Origin of the sequence: Gaetbulibacter sp. PBL-D1 (assembly GCF_050509525.1) — a bacterium.
Taxonomy (GTDB): domain Bacteria; phylum Bacteroidota; class Bacteroidia; order Flavobacteriales; family Flavobacteriaceae; genus Gaetbulibacter_B; species Gaetbulibacter_B jejuensis.
Genome location: NZ_JBNWKB010000016.1, coordinates 50,921 through 67,998, shown reverse-complemented (window position 1 = coordinate 67,998; position 17,078 = coordinate 50,921). Strand labels below are relative to the sequence as shown.

Below are 17,078 nucleotides of genomic sequence, written 5' to 3'. Positions count from 1 at the left end.
AGTAAGAAGTTCGACTTCAATTTCGATTTCGGCTTCAATTTCAAAATAATATGGAAGCATACATAATAGACGGCATAAGAACACCAATAGGAAATTATAAAGGCACATTATCGGCTGTGAGAACAGACGATTTAGCAGCTTTAGTAATTAAAGAAATAGTAAAACGAAACCCAAACATCCCAAAAGAAGCATACGACGATGTTATTTTGGGTTGTGCTAACCAAGCAGGAGAAGACAATCGTAATGTCGCTAGAATGGCATCACTTTTAGCAGGATTACCATTTACAGTTCCAGGAGAAACCGTAAACAGACTATGTAGTTCAGGTTTGTCAGCAATTATTCACGCAAACAGAGCGATAAAAGCAGGAGATGGCGATGTGTTCATTTCAGGAGGTGTTGAGAATATGACAAGAGGACCATACGTTATGGCAAAACCATCAAGCGCTTTTGGAGGCGATTCAAAACTGTACGATTCTACATTCGGATGGAGGTTTGTAAACCCGAAAATGCACGAAATGTATGGCACAGACGGAATGGGAATGACAGCCGAAAATCTTGTCGAGAAATATAACATTTCACGAGAAGACCAAGATGCATTCGCATACTGGAGTCAGATGAAAGCATCACAAGCACAAGAAAACGGGCGATTAGAAAAAGAAATTCTACCTGTCGAAATTCCTCAACGCAAAAAAGACCCAATCGTTTTTGCAAAAGATGAGTTTGTAAAACCAACAACGTCAAAAGAGATTTTAGCCAAATTACGACCAGCCTTTAAAAAAGAAGGCGGAAGCGTAACCGCAGGAAATGCATCAGGATTAAACGATGGAGCAGCTGCAACCATTATCGCTAGTGAAGAGGCTGTAAAAAAATACAATCTAAAGCCTTTAGCGCGCATCGTGAGTTCGGCTGTCGTAGGTGTAGAACCTCGAATTATGGGCATCGGTCCAGTCGAGGCGTCCAACAAAGCTTTGGCAAAAGCTGGATTAACAATGGACGATATCGACATCATAGAGCTCAACGAAGCCTTTGCAGCGCAAGCATTGGCGTGTACCAGAGCTTGGGGATTGGCGGACAATGATCCAAGAATCAACCCAAATGGAGGCTCTATCGCAATAGGCCATCCGCTTGGCGTTACAGGCACCAGAATCGCCTATTCAGCGGCTTTAGAGCTCAAAGAGCAAAACAAGCGCTACGCATTGGTAACAATGTGTATTGGCGTGGGTCAAGGCTATGCAGCTGTGATTGAAAACGTGAATTAAAATTAGAATGTAGACCGCTACGCTGTTAGAATTTAGAATAGAGACAGCAGGTGAGTTTCGTTGAAATGCAGAATAACAAAATGAAAGCGTTAAAAATTTTTGAAGCCTTGGAAAAAATTTAGATTTCATTTTGAGGTTTTCAATCTGTAAAACAAGATTGAAAAATTCCTCATTTCAACTTGAATTTTTGGTTCGTTTTGTTTCAAGACAAAATGAACATAAATATAAAATAAGATGAAAAAAATAGAACATTATATCTGCGGAAACTGGACCACAGGAAAAGAAGAAGGAGCACCAATTTACGACGCCATAACAGGCGAACACTTCACAAATTGGGCTGTTGAAGGATTAGATATTCCTGAAGTTCTTAACTACGGACGCACAAAAGGAGGCGAAGTGCTTCGTAAAATGACCTTTCAAGAACGAGGTAATATGCTTAAAAAATTGGCACTTTACCTTACAAAACGCAAAGAACAATTTTACGATTTAAGTTACAGAACTGGCGCAACACGTGTAGATAGTTGGATAGATATTGAAGGTGGTTTTGGTAATCTGTTTGCCAACGCATCATTACGAAAATTGTTTCCAAACAAACCGTTTCACGTAGAAGGCGACCCAATCGATTTATCTCGTGGAGGACGCTTTATGGCGCATCATATTATGGTGCCAAAAAAAGGTGTTGCAGTACATATCAATGCTTTTAATTTTCCGGTTTGGGGAATGTTAGAAAAATGTGCCGTTAACTGGATGGCAGGTGTGCCAGCAGTGGTTTTGCCAGCACCTTCGTCATCTTATTTGGCGGAAGCAGTAGCGAGAGAAATTATCAATTCAGGTATTTTACCAGAAGGCGCACTTCAAATCATAAACGGAACCGTAAAAACTGTTTTAGATACCGTTGAGTCTCAAGATGTCGTAACCTTTACAGGTTCGGCAGCAACAGGACGCTTATTAAAAGCGCATCCAAGATTAATTGAAGAATCGGTGCCTTTTACTATGGAAGCCGATTCGCTTAACGCTTCTATTTTAGGAGAAGATGCAGTTCCTGGAACACCAGAATTCAATTTGTTTGTTAAGGAAGTCCGAAAGGAAATGACCGTAAAAGCTGGACAAAAATGTACAGCCATCCGACGCATTATTGTTCCTGAAAATTTAGTTGAAGATGTTCAAATTGCATTAGCAAAAGAACTCGATAAAGTTACCATCGGAGACCCAAGACTTAAGGAAGTGAGAATGGGTGCATTGGTAAGTAAGCAGCAAGTTGAAGCTGTTAAAAGTTCTATTGCAGATATTAGCAAAGAAGCTGAAATGGTTTATGGCAATTTAAATAATATTGAAACCATTGGTGCGGATGCTAATAAAGGTGCATTCATCAGTCCAGTGGTATTTAGAACTGATAATCCTTTCCAGAATAATGTTGTTCACGAGCGCGAAGCGTTTGGACCAGTAAGTACCATTATGCCATACAAGTCAATGGACGAAGCTGTGCAATTAGCGCAAATGGGTAAAGGGTCGTTAGTGTCTTCTATTGCAACTTATAATGATAATATCGCGACTGATTATGTTGTAAATGCCGCAAGTCATCACGGAAGAATATTGGTGATTAATCGCGAAATGGCAAAACAAAGTACAGGTCACGGTTCGCCGTTACCTTACTTGGTTCACGGAGGTCCAGGACGTGCTGGTGGTGGTGAAGAAATGGGTGGAATGCGTGGTATTAAACACTATTTGCAACGAACAGCCATTCAAGGGACACCATCAACAATTACCGAAATCACTGGCATATATCAGCAAAATGCAAAATATAAGGAAGCTGAAGACCATCCGTTTAAGTACCATTGGGAAGATATTCAACCAGGAATGTCTTTAAAAACGCATAAGCGTACACTTACGGATACTGATATTCAGAATTTTGCCAATTTAACTTGGGACCATTTTTACGCACATACAGATATTACTTCTTTAGATGGAAGCATTTTTGAAAAACGAACAGCTCACGGTTATTTTATAATTTCGGCTGCAGCTGGTTTGTTTGTGTATCCTAATAAAGGTCCTGTAGCAGCAAATTACGGTTTGGATTCTATCCGATTTTTAAGACCATTATACCACAACGATACCATTTATGTGCGTTTAACCTGTAAGGAAAAAGTAGATAGAGATGTGTCATCAACCGAGCATCCAAGTGGTATTGTAAAATGGCACGTTGAGGTGTTTGATGCTAATTTTGAAAACCGACCAGAAAGTCAAAAAACAGACAAAGACAGTCCATTGGTCGCTGTGGCTACCATCTTAACAATGGTTCAGAAAAAGCAAGAAACATTTGTTGAAATGACCGAAGAAAAAATCAACGAATGCTTATCAAAGTTAAAAGCAGATACTAAACCAAAATGGGGAATTATGACGCCTCAACATATGATTGAGCATTTAGAATACACTTATAAAATTGCGTCTGGAGAAATTCAAGATTTTGAAATTGCCACACCAGAAAAGATTTTAGACAAGGTACACGCAAGCTTATATAACTATAGAAAGTTTCCACAAAACTCTCAATTTCCACAGTTAGAAAAAGACACGCTAGACGATTTAAAGCATCAAGATTTAGAAACAGCGATTGAGAAGTTTAAGGAACAACGCAAAAAATACATCGAGTTTTTCAAGGAAAATCCAGATGCTAAATTGAAGAATTTAGTGTTTGGAGAGTTGAATCGTTACGAATCTTACTTGCTCGAAAGAAAACATTTAAACCATCATTTCGAGCAGTTCGATTTGTTGTAGATGGTTAAAAATATATTGTAAATATGAGCGCTTCCGAAAGGTGGCGCTTTTTGTTTTATAATGCCTATTTATAAGGTTTTAAAAAATATACGACATTCATCGTATGTTTTTACGTAGGATTTTAATTTAGTTTTGACTATCAAATCTTACTATATGAAATATCTATTTTTTTGTGCTACTATGATAGTGGCTTCTTTTTGTAATGCACAAGGTAATCATTTTTGGAAATCGCAAAGCGATAATACACCGATTCAAGTCATAGTAAATGCTAGTGAAACAAAAGCAGCAGTCTTTACAGGTGATTATCTCACAACCTACGATTTAGCAACTGGAGAAAAAATTACAAGTCACGGTTTTGTTTATGATGACGTGGTTAAATTTGCAAATGGCGAGCATATCACGTCTTTTTCTGAAGACCTTTCATTGGTTATTATTTCAAATGAAAATAACTCGTTCTGGTCTTTAAATACCGTAAAAAATAAGTTTGAATTACCTGCTCAGTATAATAAAAAGTATGCGTTCTCAGGTTTAGATTATAACGGAAACCCAATTCAATATAAAAAGAACGATAAAAGCTTATACATCAATTATACTTCAAGCGAGTTTGAAATTGATTCTAAAGTAGCGAACTACAAAGATCTTATTGTAAAGCCGAGCGGATTGTATAGTGTTTATACTAAAGAGGATGATAGAAATATTTACATTTTTAACCATAAAACACAGAAAACTTCAAAGTTTCCTGAAAAGGATTTTATTCTAGATTTAGCTGAGAATAGAAACTTAAATAATGGAAATTACATTTACGCTACACAAGGTGATACCTATGCTATTTATGATATAGAAAACGAAACCATTGAGAAATATAAAACCGCTTTAGTTAACTCAAAAGTGCCAGAGAAATTCAAGAATTGTATAAGTAGTAATTCAATTAGTGCTAACAGTTTCAAAACTAAGAACTATTATTTCTCGGTTGAGGTTGATGCTGTTTTAAACAATTCAAAACCTTCAGGAGTTGAGCAAACACCATATAAACTTGTGCAATATAATGTAGGTGACTGTGAAAAAAAATCTGAAATTCGATTCAGTTTACCACTAGAGGATTTTCAAAAAAGGTATAAAAAAGTACAAGATCTTATAATCGCTAAAGAAGCAAAAGAGCAAGCTGAAATTGCCAAGGAGCAAGAACAAATTGATGCTAAAGCACCTATTTTTAAATTTCCTGAGCTTAATAATTTTGGTTGGAATCTTGGTCAGGATGGTAAGTATTTAGCAATAAATAGCGAAGAGGGAAAGCAAATTGCTATTTGGAATCTTGAAACTATGGAACAGGTTTATAATTTCATAAAACCTGTAAGTAAAGATGGTATATATTATTGGCATTTCGATTTTGAGGAAGATAGAGATAATGCGCTTATTATTGGTATGCAGAGAGGTGGAAGTTCAGGTGTGTATTCAATGGTTGATAAGAATAAACATTTAGATGGTAACACAAATATACCTAACGACAGAGGTTACATAACTTATGTGAATGACAGAGAGGTTGGTATGGTGATTTCGAGATATGAAAAGGACAAAAAAGGACGCTTAGATTTTGATAAACCATTGTGGGCACAATACCAATTTATGAATGTAGATACTAAGCAATGGCATTCTAAGAGGTTTCCGGAGGCGAAAAGTTTGGAGCTTATACCAGGACAAAAGATCTTGTTGGTAAAATATAAAAAGAAGTATGATTTGTATAAATATAAAGATGTTACATTCAGTAATCTTCAGAAAATAGATGAGGTAAAAACGGATTATCAAGATGTTAAATTCGATTTACAGAAACAAGATCATATATATTTTGTTAGAAAAACAAAAAGCGGACTTCCAGATAAAGTTTTAGCCTACAACATCAACACAAAACAAAGCCATAATTTAGGTCCTGAAATAGCTAGAAGTCTCAATTACGAAAATAATGTTAGTCATTACGTGCCAGAAATAATTGATGTGGTTTCTGATGGGTTTAAAGCAAAGAAATTAGTGGTTACTAATTTGAAGAATAATAGTAAAAGTGAAGTGTTTCTAACGGCGCAAACTGCTGCTGAAAAAGAAGATTTAGAAGCCCAAATAAAAACATACCACGAAAATGATATAGAAAGCCAAATAGAATTAGAAGCTAAAAACTTAAAAGAGCAAGAGCGTCGCAAAAACATCAACTTCTTCTTTAACAATTTTGATTTTGTTGGTACAGGAAAATCATATAGTCTAGATAAGCTTCGTGGAAGAGAACTTAACAGTATTCCTATTGCAAATGAAATTTTAGGACAAACTTGGGGACAAAAAGCAGCTATTGGTAAGATTAAAGATTGCGGTTTTACCTGGATGCTATTCTATGTCATTAACGACCCTAATAATACAGATATTCGCGTTGCTAAAGTTAGTAAAGGTGGCGGACAGCTTATGGGTAAAAAACATTTGCTAAGTGTGCCGATGGTTAATGGGCAAATAGCAGCTAAAACAAGCTTTACGTTTTTTAACACAACTAAAGGAGTGCGATTCGATTATACCAAAACCGACTTAAGAACTGGTAAGTCTGCCTCTGGTCAAATCGATTGTGGTTGTGATACTAGTTGGTAAACTTCTATTTGCTTAAAAAGTACTCTCTTTCTTTAATACATCTAAATTATGAAACATATTTCCTTAATTCTTTTATTGCTTTTGTCGTTGTTTACAAAAGCTCAAAATGCTCAAAAAGCTCAAGAAAAATTTTCTCAAGGTTATGATACCAAAAATGTTGCGCTTATGGATGTTGGCGCAGATGAGTATATTAAATACAATTCAGACAACAGTTTTGGGTATATTTTTAAGGCTTTTGCAGCAATAGCAAAGAATGATTTAACTACAGCAAAACGTTATGCTAAAACTGCAAATCAGATGTTTCCAATGGAGTCTGCCAATTACACATTGGCGAGTTACATCGCTTTTTTAGATGGAAATACAAGTGAAGCTAGTAAGCTTATGCATTACGCGTTTCAACTTTCGCCAGATGTAAAAGGAGCTGCATCTACAAAAGAGGAATTAGATATTTTGGCAGAATTAACTGGCAAGGATTTTTCGGCTTTAAAAACCATAGCAGAAAATGCAGAAAAAGCAACACCTGGAGCAATTCAGAATTTTAATAATTATAATGCTTGTGTTGGTCAATGGTATGAAGGGAAGTCTTGCGATCCATCTCAGTACTTAAAAGTTTGGGCAAGTTATTCGCCATCAAATCCTTTGTTAAAAGATTTTGCAACTGCAACGCAAGCTATTGCTTACTATTATGCAGGTCAGTTTGATTTGGCAAAACCAAAATTAGAGAAAGCTATAAACTCTCAGCATCTTAATCCATATACCAAAGCCTTATGTTTTGAGCGCTTAACGTGGTATGACAGATATGATCTCAATAAAACATTTTTATATGCCAATAAAGGGCTTGCCGAAATAGATAAGCTAGGTTTTCCGACATTAACAAAAGCAGATTTGTTGTTTAGAAAATCTCAAATTGTTGGAGATATGGGAAAACGAGACGAAATGTTACAGTTAGCTCAAGAGCTTTTAGCATTAGCTACAGAACTTGGTAACGATTACCATATCATTAATGCCAACAATCTTATAGGTGCTTATTACGTAATGAAGCCTGGATCAAATTCTACTAGTTTAGCTAATAAACACTTGGGAGAAGCCTATGTTTTAGCAAGTAAAAGGAATTTTGAAGATCAAAAAATGAAAGCAGCAGGTAATTATGCTGTTGTTCAGTTTAAAATCGGAAACAGATCTAAAGCCATAGAATTGAATAATGAAGTTTACGACTACCATCTAAAAACTAAGAATTGGTCTTCTGCACAGACTGCTGCCAATAATATAGGCTTTATGTTTTATATGAAGAATGATTATGCTAATGCAGCAGAACAGTTTCAGAAAGCAGTTGATATTACGGAGCAATTTTTGCCTAAATTCAGTACCAAAGAGCAACTTTCTGCTCGTAATTTGCACGCTAGTGCCTATTCAGGCTTAATAATGTCGCTTCAAAAATTAGGCAATACAAACGAACTTTTTAAAGTTCAGGATATGAACCGAAGTAGAATTCTACGTCAAAAATTGGATAAAAATTTGCCTCAAATTACACTGCCACAAGTCCAGGCAAAACTTCAGCCACACGAAGCTGTTATCTACTATTCTAACGGAGAACCAGGTCAAATGATTGCTACTATTATTACAAAGAATAGTGCTGATATAGTAGAGCATTTTCCGGTTAATGCTTGGCTGAATATGAAAAAGCAATACATCAATAACATACAGAAGAAGCCTAATAGCATCAATGGATATGTAACGAAGTTAAATGAAGAAATAATTAACGGTCAAATTTATAGTCATTCGGACCCTAAAACTGCTTTTAAAGCAGAAGATTATAGAGATTTTGTTGCCTTGTCTAGAGAAGTAATGGAAGTGTCAGATGCTCAGTATTTAGATCTTCAACAAAAGATATTAAAGCACTGGTACTATTTTTTGATACAACCTTTAGAGGCTAAATTAGTCGGAAAAACAACGTTGATTATTAGTGCAGAAGGCGAGTTGAATGCAATGCCTTTTGAAGCATTTTTGGATAGTAACGGTAAGTATGTTTTAGAGCGTTTTAATGTTAAGTATATGCCATCTGCAAGTGTTTGGGCAAGTCTGTCTAACCGAAATTATAGTGAGGACAGAAAACCGCTTTTAGCAATGGGAGGAGCTACGTATAAAGAACCTCAAAGTAGTGCTTCTAATAGCAGGTCAACTCAAAGCTACTTTGAGTTGCAGGACCAATTAACCACAAAAATCAATAATAAACAGTCTAATTTAAGTAAAGAATTGGCTGCTTTGGGCTTTGGTGGAGCTAACTATCTACCAGGAACTTTGAGAGAGGTTCAGAATCTTAAAAAAATAATTCCAGAAGCTACTGTTTTGATTGATGGTCAGATGAAAGAAAGCGATATCAAAAGATTGAATAAATCAGGCGAGTTGAATCAATATAAATATGTACACATTGCAACTCACGGATTTGCAAGTAATAGTATTCCTGAACTTTCTGGTGTAATGATGACGCAGCCTGCTAATGGAGATGGGTCTGAGGATACATTTTTGTTAGCTCACGAGATAGCGCAACTAGATTTAAAGGCAGATTTAGCTGTGCTTTCTGCTTGTGAAACTGCATTAGGAAAAAATTATAATGGAGAAGGGGTTAATGGTCTAAATTCAGCATTACTTGTAGCAGGTGCTAATAGTACCTTATTGAGTTTGTGGCCTGTTAATGATGCAGGAACTATGATATTAATGACCGAAACGTACAACAATCTTTATGTAAAAAAAATGAGTGTGGAAGATGCTGTGAATACAGCTAAACGCACAATGCTCAATGGTGTGTATGGCGAGCAATTTCAAACCCCAAAAATCTGGGCACCATTTGTGTTGAGTGGTAAATAAATACCTAAATCTAGTGTGAGTTTTTGATGGTTTTTTCTGTGTTATCATTTAACAATGATAAGTTTTATTGTAATTTTGAAAACAACATATCAAAATTCAAAAATGAGCCAACCATACGTAAAATTAGAAATAGAAAATCAAGTAGGATACATCGAATTTTTTCATCCTGCGCATAATTCATTACCAGGAAATATTCTGGCTGAACTAGCACAGACTATAACCGATGCTGGCAATAATGACGACATTAAAGTTATCGTCCTAAAAAGTGGAGGCGATAGAACCTTTTGTGCAGGCGCAAGTTTTAACGAACTAATCAATATCAATGACGAAGCCACAGGGAAAGTCTTCTTTTCAGGATTTGCCAACGTGATTAATGCAATGCGTAAATGTCCAAAATTTATCATTGGTCGCGTGCAAGGAAAAACCGTTGGTGGTGGAGTAGGAGTGGCATCGGCAACTGATTATTGTATGGCAACCAAGTTTGCAGCTATTAAATTAAGTGAACTAAATGTTGGTATCGGTCCGTTTGTGGTTGGTCCAGCTGTAGAGCGCAAGTTAGGATTAAGCGGAATGTCACAAATCGCCATTGATGCCAATACATTTTATCCAGCAGAATGGGCAAAACAAAAAGGCTTATTTACACAAGTGTTTGATACTACAGAAGCATTAGATGAAGCAGTTAAAACCTTTGTCGAAAATCTTTGCAATTACAATCCAGAAGCAATGAAAGAAATGAAGAAAATCTTCTGGCAAGGTACCGAAGATTGGGACACACTTTTAGCTGAAAGAGCAGCCGTTAGTGGTCGCTTGGTATTAAGTGATTTTACAAAGAAGAAATTAGAATCGTATAAGTAAATAATAGTTTTGAGAAATGAGCTTTGAGTTTTGAGCAATTAGAAATGTATATGTTAAATGGAATTTAAAAGTCAATATCATTTTAGTTTTGAAAATTTAATAGTTTATCAAAAAGCTATTTTATTTGGAGAAGAAGTAAATAAATTGGTTGATACATTTCCTAAAAAGGAGATGTTCCGTTTATCATCACAATTTAGTAGAGCAGCAGACTCAATAGCAGCAAATATTTCAGAAGGTTCAGCAAGTACTGATGCTAATTTCAATAGATATTTAAAAATGGCTTGGGATAGTAGTCACGAATGTGTCACTTGGAATACAAAAGCCTATTTAAGAAATTATATCAACAAAGAACAGTTTGAAAAAAATAGAGCTATGTTAACTGAAATTGGTAAAATGATTTCATCATTAAGTAAAAAATTAAAAAATAATTAAACTCAAAACTCAAGGCTAACTACTAATAACTCACAGCTTATGATCTACGCATTCCAAGGATACACACCAGTTGTACACGAAAGCAGTTTCGTGCACCCATTGGCTGCAGTAACAGGCAATGTCATCATTGGCAAAAACTGTTACATCGGTCCAGGTGCTGCCATTCGTGGAGATTGGGGACAAATCATTTTAGAAGATGGTGTTAATGTGCAAGAAAACTGTACAGTGCATATGTTTCCAGGTAAATCTATTACCCTAAAAGAAAGTGCGCACGTTGGTCACGGAGCCATCATTCACGGAGCCAATTTGGGTCGTAATTGCCTCATTGGTATGAATACCGTAATTATGGATGATGCCGAAATTGGAGATGAAAGTATCGTTGGCGCAATGGCATTTGTTAAGGCTGAAACTAAAATACCACCACGTAGTTTGGTGGTTGGTAATCCAGCAAAAGTCATCAAGCAGGTAAGCGACGAGATGATTGCTTGGAAAACCAAGGGAACGCAGTTATATCAGCAGTTACCGCAAGATTGCCACAACAGTCTAAAAGAAGTTGAGCCATTACGTGAAGTTCCCGAAAATATGAAGATGCAAGACGATGTCTATAAAACGCTTCGCGAAACTTTCAAATAGTATGGATTGTCCCCCTTGAGGGGACTTTAGGGGTGTTTTCATTATAGATAGAATGTCATTTTCAAGTTTAGCCTCGATTTTAAATCCTACTCAAATCAATCTCATTGGTTTCCTTTCCTGTAGATAAGGTTATTAAACTCTGTACATTACCCAAATAAGGAAGAAGTGTTAGTTTAGAAATAAGGAAAGTTTCATAAGCTTGTATGTCTTCAACAATGAGTTTCAGTAGGTAATCATAATTTCCACTTACGCGATGGCATTCTGCAATTTCTGGGAAATTATTTATTTCAGTGACAAATTTTTCTAGATAACTTCTGGTATGACCTTGAAGGGTTATGCCAATAAATACAGTTAATTTCAAACCTACTTTCTTGTTATCTAATACAGCGACATATTTTTTGATGTAGCCTTCTTTTTCAAGCTTTTTGATACGCTCAAAAACGGGTGAAGTGGTCATTCCTAATTCTTTAGCTATGCTTTTTGTAGTGCGATTGCTGTCTTTCTGGAGTATCGCTAAAATTTGGGTGTCGATTTTATCTAGTGTATGAGACATTAGAAAATATTTTTTTTGATTACTCAAAATTAACAATTTAAAGTTTAAAATTCTTAAAGTAAGTTGTTTTGAAGATTTTTTTTCTTTTAAAAAATAAAATCAAGGGTTTTAAGAAAAGTGATATTGAATATGTCTTATCTTTAATTCTAAAATAAAACTGAATTTGTTTAATGACTTTTGAACTAAAAATGCCCAAAATGGGCGAGAGCATCACAGAAGGAACCATTATTAATTGGTTAATCAATGAAGGTGATTCTTTTGATGAAGGCGATATCATATTAGAAGTAGCCACAGATAAGGTGGATAACGAAGTGCCTGCACCAGCAGCAGGAACTTTGCTAGAAACCAAATACCAAGCAAAAGATGTGGTAAAAGTTGGTGAGGTTATCGCTCTTCTAGAAATAGAAAAATCGAAATCGAAACCGAAATCGAAAAATGATGTCACGTCGAGCGCAGTCGAGACATCAAAAACGAAGACCAAAAAGAGTCCTTCAATAGCATCTAGTATTAACAAGGAATCTCATTCGGTTTCAACTTCAGCTTCAACTTCGAATTCAAAGTTCTTCTCACCATTAATCATTTCCATTGCAAAGGAACATCACATAAGTTTTGAAGAATTAGCAAGAATACCAGCAACCGGAAACGAAGGACGATTAAGAAAAAGTGATGTATTCAATTATATCGAAGACGGAAGGCCTTACAAGTTTGCGCAGCCAGTGGTTCAAGATCCAACGGCTTATCGCATTCCGCAATTAACGTTTGATAAAGGCAAAGGAAAGATTGTAGAAATGGATCGTATGCGCCAAATGATTGCAGATCATATGGTGTATTCCAAGCATACGTCACCACACGTAACTGCTTATGTTGAAGCCGACTTAACCAATATGGTAAATTGGCGAAATGAAAATAAAGTTATTTTTCAGGAAAAATATGGCGAAAAATTAACCTTCACACCATTATTTGTAGAAGCCGTAGCTAAAGCAGTCAAAGATTTTCCAAATATCAATGCGTCTGTTGATGGCAGTAATATCATCGTAAAAGAAGATATTAATATTGGTATGGCAACAGCATTACCAAGTGGAAACTTAATTGTGCCAGTCGTTAAAAATGCTGATACTAAAGACTTAAAAACGTTAGCAGAAAACGTAAACGAGCTCGCTGGAAAAGCAAGAGAAAACAAGTTGAGTGGCGACGATATCAAAGGCAGCACGTTCACTATTTCTAACGTAGGAACATTTGGTAGCGTTATGGGAACACCAATAATCAACCAACCAGAAGTTGCCATTTTAGCATTAGGAATCATAAAAAAACGAGCCGAAGTCATCGAAACTGAAAAAGGTGACGAAATCGCTATTAGAAGTATGATGTACTTATCTCTGTCTTTCGACCATCGTGTCGTTGATGGTTTCCTAGGTGGAAGCTTTGTGCGTCGCGTAGCTGATTATTTAGAGCAATTTGATACGAATAGAAAAATATAAAAATTACGTCACTTCGAGTGATTTGTGAGGAACGAGCAAATTGTATCGAGAAGCAGTTAAATAGTTCTCGATACAAAATTGCTAAAGACAATTTCACTCGAACTGACCAAAAAACATAAATATGAATATTTCAATCAAAAAAATAGAAAAATCAAAAGTCGATACCATCGACTTCAACAACATACCATTAGGAACCTCTTTTACAGATCATATGTTTATCTGCGATTATAAAGATGGCGAATGGCAAAACCCAAGAATTGAACCGTTAGCTTTAATTCCAACGCATCCAGCAGCAATGGCGTTGCATTACGGACAAGCCATTTTCGAAGGAATGAAAGCGACTGTGGATGCCGAAGGAACACCAATGTTATTTCGTGCCGATAAAAATGCAGCGCGTTTAAACTTTAGTGCAGACAGAATGGGAATGCCAAATGTTCCAGAAGAATTATTCGTAGAAGGCTTAAAACAGCTCGTGGCTATGGATAAAGCGTGGATTCCACCACAAGATGGTAGTGCCTTATATTTACGTCCATTTATGTATGCCGATGAAGCTTTTATCGGTATGCGTGCAGCCACAAGTTACAAGTTTATCATTATGGCATCACCAGCAGGACCATTTTTCAGCAAGCGCATAAAATTGTGGGCAGAAAAGAAGTTTGTTCGTGCGGTAGATGGTGGTACAGGCGAAGCAAAAGCGGCTGGAAATTACGCAGCAGCAATTCGTCCAACAGAACTAGCAAAAGCAAAAGGCTATGACCAAGTATTGTGGTTAGATGCTGTTGAGCACGAGTACATTCAAGAGGTGGGAACAATGAATATTTTCTTCAAAATCGATGGAAAATTCATCACGCCACGTCGCGATGGCGCCATTCTCGATGGCATTACCAGAATGAGTGTTATCGCTATTTTAAAAGATAAAGGTTTTGAAGTTATTGAGCGTCCAATCACGCTTACCGAAATCCGTGAAGCATCAGAAAAAGGCCTTTTAGAGGAAGCTTTCGGAACAGGAACAGCTGTTGGTATTGCTTACATTCAGAGTATTGGCACAGAAAATGGCGACATTCACGTCTCTGACGAAAGTCCGGTAGGGTTAGAGGTTAACGACACGCTAAATGCCATAAAAACCGGAAAAATTGAAGATAAATTCAACTGGATGATAAAGGTTGAAAAGGAATTAGTGTAAAGATAACGTCACTTCGAGTGATTTGTGAGGAATGAGCAAATTGTATCGAGAAGTGATTATAAAGTTCTCGATACAAAATTGATTAAGGTAATTTCACCCGAACTGACGTAAAAAAAATGTCACTGCAATTGCGAAGCACTCACGAATTCCTTTTTATTAAAATAGAATGGATGAGTAGTCCCTAACGCAGAAAAGATCTCACAGGTTTCAAAAACCTGTGAGGTCTTCAGAAAATATTAATATAATGTCATTCAGAGCGAAAGTGAAGAATCTTTTCAAGAGATTAAGTTGTTTTAAATCTCGTAATGACAAACAGAATAGAATATGAATAAAGACATATTAAAAGAAGGATTTACCAATTTAGTAACCGCCAAAACAATGGCAGAATTGTATGAAGCCAACTTCAAAGTAGTTTCAAAATACGTGCACGCCACATCACGTGGTCACGAAGCCATTCAAACCGCTTTAGGAATGCAATTGTTACCTCAAGATTATGCATTTCCGTATTATAGAGATGATGCGATGTTGTTAGCTTTTGGTATGACGCCTTATGATTTAATGCTTCAGGTGTTAGCTAAAAAAGACGATCCATTTTCTGGTGGAAGAACCTATTATTCGCATCCAAGTTTAAAAGATGCCGATAAGCCTAAAATTCCGCATCAATCATCAGCAACAGGTATGCAAGCCATTCCTGCAACTGGTGTCGCGATGGGAATGCAATATTTGGAAAAGCAAGGACTTCAAAATTCAAATGTTGTTCAGAATGATAGCAAAGAATCGCAATTAAAACCAATTACGGTTTGTAGTTTAGGTGACGCATCAGTTACCGAAGGTGAAATTGCAGAAGCCTTTCAAATGGCAGCGTTAAAGCAAATGCCAATTCTATATTTGGTGCAAGACAATGGTTGGGATATTTCAGCCAATGAAGCCGAAACCAGAGCTCAAAATGCTGCAGAATATGCAAATGGTTTTCACGGATTAGAGGCCATTTCTATTGATGGTGCTAACTTTATTGAAAGCTACGAAGCATTAGAAAAAGTTATAAAAACCATACGAGAAGAACGTCGTCCATTTTTAGTACACGCTAAAGTGCCATTATTGAATCATCATACGTCTGGTGTACGTATGGAATGGTATCGCGATGACTTGGAAGAAGCAAAATCTCGTGATCCATATCCTGTTTTAAAACAGCAAATGTTAGATAATGGCTTCACCCAAAAGGATATCGAGGAAATCGAAACCGAAATCAAAATTGAAATCGAAAAATCATATCAAAAAGCTTTAAAAGCTGAAGATCCAACACCAGAAGATTTATTTACGCACGATTTTGCGCCAACACCAATTACCGAGGAAAAGGGTGAGCGTTCGCCTGAAGGAGCAGAAAAAGTAGTGATGGTAGATTGTGCCTTATTCGCTGTGGAAGAATTAATGCGCAAGCACCCAGAATGTTTGCTTTACGGACAAGATGTTGGTGGACGACTTGGAGGTGTATTTAGAGAAGCAGCAACATTAGCACAGAAATTTGGTGACGACCGCGTTTTTAATACACCAATTCAGGAAGCTTTTATCGTGGGTTCTACGGTTGGTATGAGTGCGGTTGGTTTAAAGCCTATTGTTGAGGTTCAGTTTGCAGATTATATTTGGCCAGGACTCAATCAATTATTTACTGAAGTTAGTAGAAGTTGCTACTTATCTAACGGAAAATGGCCAGTAAGTATGATTTTGCGTGTGCCAATTGGCGCTTATGGTAGTGGTGGACCTTACCATTCGTCTTCTGTAGAAAGTGTAGTCACTAACATTAGAGGTGTTAAAATAGCTTATCCAAGTAATGGTGCTGATTTAAAAGGTTTAATGAAAGCAGCATATCACGATCCAAACCCAGTAGTTATTTTTGAACATAAAGGCTTGTACTGGTCTAAAGTACCCGGGACACAAGGTGCAACATCTGTAGAACCTGCTGAAGACTACGTATTGCCTTTTGGAAAAGCTTGGGTGTTACAAGAAATCTGGAAGCAAGATGATGCAGAAACCTGTACGATTGTAACCTACGGAATGGGTGTACATTGGGCAATGAATGCTTCGGAAGAATTAGGTTTAAAAGATCAAATAGAAGTTATCGATTTAAGAACATTGTATCCTTTAGATGAGTCAACTATAATGAAGTCGGTTAAGAAAACAGGTAAGTGTTTAGTGGTAACTGAAGAGCCAAGTGACAACAGTTTTGCAAGAGCATTATCTGGGAAAATTCAAGAAGAATGCTTCAAATATTTAGATGCACCAGTAATGACGATTGGTAGTGAAAATATGCCAGCTATTCCATTGAATTCAACATTAGAACAAACCATGATTCCTTCAACTGAAAAGGTGAAGGCTAAGATTGAAGCCTTATTGAACTATTAAATAAAAAAGCGACTCAATTGAGTCGCTTT

11 protein-coding genes are annotated in these 17,078 nt (G+C 36.5%); 10 read left to right on the top strand and 1 reads right to left on the bottom strand.

Features of this window, described 5'->3' with window-relative positions; all coding sequences use genetic code 11:
* Window positions 1-50: 50 nt before the first annotated feature.
* The 7 genes from pcaF to ACQ0RB_RS13165 all read left to right on the top strand — a co-directional run bounded on the left by pcaF (window position 51) and on the right by ACQ0RB_RS13165 (window position 11,435).
* Window positions 51-1,259, top strand: coding sequence for a 3-oxoadipyl-CoA thiolase (gene pcaF / locus ACQ0RB_RS13195; RefSeq protein WP_278006168.1), 1,209 nt, complete (start codon window positions 51-53; stop codon window positions 1,257-1,259).
* 234 nt (window positions 1,260-1,493) lie between these two features.
* Window positions 1,494-4,031, top strand: coding sequence for a phenylacetic acid degradation bifunctional protein PaaZ (paaZ, locus tag ACQ0RB_RS13190; RefSeq protein WP_430499004.1), 2,538 nt, complete (start codon window positions 1,494-1,496; stop codon window positions 4,029-4,031).
* A gap of 153 nt (window positions 4,032-4,184) precedes the next feature.
* Complete coding sequence (locus ACQ0RB_RS13185; RefSeq protein ID WP_430499003.1) at window positions 4,185-6,650, top strand: hypothetical protein; 2,466 nt, start codon at window positions 4,185-4,187, stop codon at window positions 6,648-6,650.
* 48 nt (window positions 6,651-6,698) lie between these two features.
* Window positions 6,699-9,515 carry a CHAT domain-containing protein gene (locus ACQ0RB_RS13180; protein ID WP_430499002.1) on the top strand — a complete coding sequence of 939 codons (2,817 nt, stop codon included), beginning with the start codon at window positions 6,699-6,701 and terminating at the stop codon, window positions 9,513-9,515.
* A gap of 102 nt (window positions 9,516-9,617) precedes the next feature.
* Entirely contained in the window at window positions 9,618-10,370 is a 753-nt protein-coding gene (locus tag ACQ0RB_RS13175) for an enoyl-CoA hydratase/isomerase family protein (RefSeq protein ID WP_430499000.1), read from the top strand.
* 57 nt (window positions 10,371-10,427) lie between these two features.
* Window positions 10,428-10,802, top strand: a complete 375-nt coding sequence (locus tag ACQ0RB_RS13170) for a four helix bundle protein (protein ID WP_278006163.1) — start codon at window positions 10,428-10,430, stop codon at window positions 10,800-10,802.
* Between the two features lie 39 nt (window positions 10,803-10,841).
* Window positions 10,842-11,435 (top strand): transferase hexapeptide repeat family protein, encoded by a 594-nt coding sequence (locus ACQ0RB_RS13165; protein WP_299097416.1) that lies wholly within the window; start codon window positions 10,842-10,844, stop codon window positions 11,433-11,435.
* 79 nt (window positions 11,436-11,514) lie between these two features.
* On the opposite strand, the gene ACQ0RB_RS13160 is transcribed toward ACQ0RB_RS13165, so the two are convergent.
* A complete protein-coding gene (locus ACQ0RB_RS13160) occupies window positions 11,515-11,988 on the bottom strand; it encodes an Lrp/AsnC family transcriptional regulator (protein ID WP_299097417.1) in 474 nt (157 codons plus the stop codon).
* A gap of 197 nt (window positions 11,989-12,185) precedes the next feature.
* On the opposite strand from ACQ0RB_RS13160, the gene ACQ0RB_RS13155 reads away from it, so the two are divergent.
* From ACQ0RB_RS13155 to ACQ0RB_RS13145, 3 genes are all read left to right on the top strand, one after another.
* Window positions 12,186-13,466, top strand: a complete 1,281-nt coding sequence (locus ACQ0RB_RS13155) for a dihydrolipoamide acetyltransferase family protein (RefSeq protein WP_430498997.1) — start codon at window positions 12,186-12,188, stop codon at window positions 13,464-13,466.
* Window positions 13,467-13,581: 115 nt separating this feature from the next.
* Window positions 13,582-14,649 carry a branched-chain amino acid aminotransferase gene (locus ACQ0RB_RS13150; RefSeq protein ID WP_430499028.1) on the top strand — a complete coding sequence of 356 codons (1,068 nt, stop codon included), beginning with the start codon at window positions 13,582-13,584 and terminating at the stop codon, window positions 14,647-14,649.
* 324 nt (window positions 14,650-14,973) lie between these two features.
* Window positions 14,974-17,049, top strand: a complete 2,076-nt coding sequence (locus ACQ0RB_RS13145; RefSeq protein WP_430498995.1) for an alpha-ketoacid dehydrogenase subunit alpha/beta — start codon at window positions 14,974-14,976, stop codon at window positions 17,047-17,049.
* The last annotated feature ends 29 nt before the right edge of the window (window positions 17,050-17,078 follow it).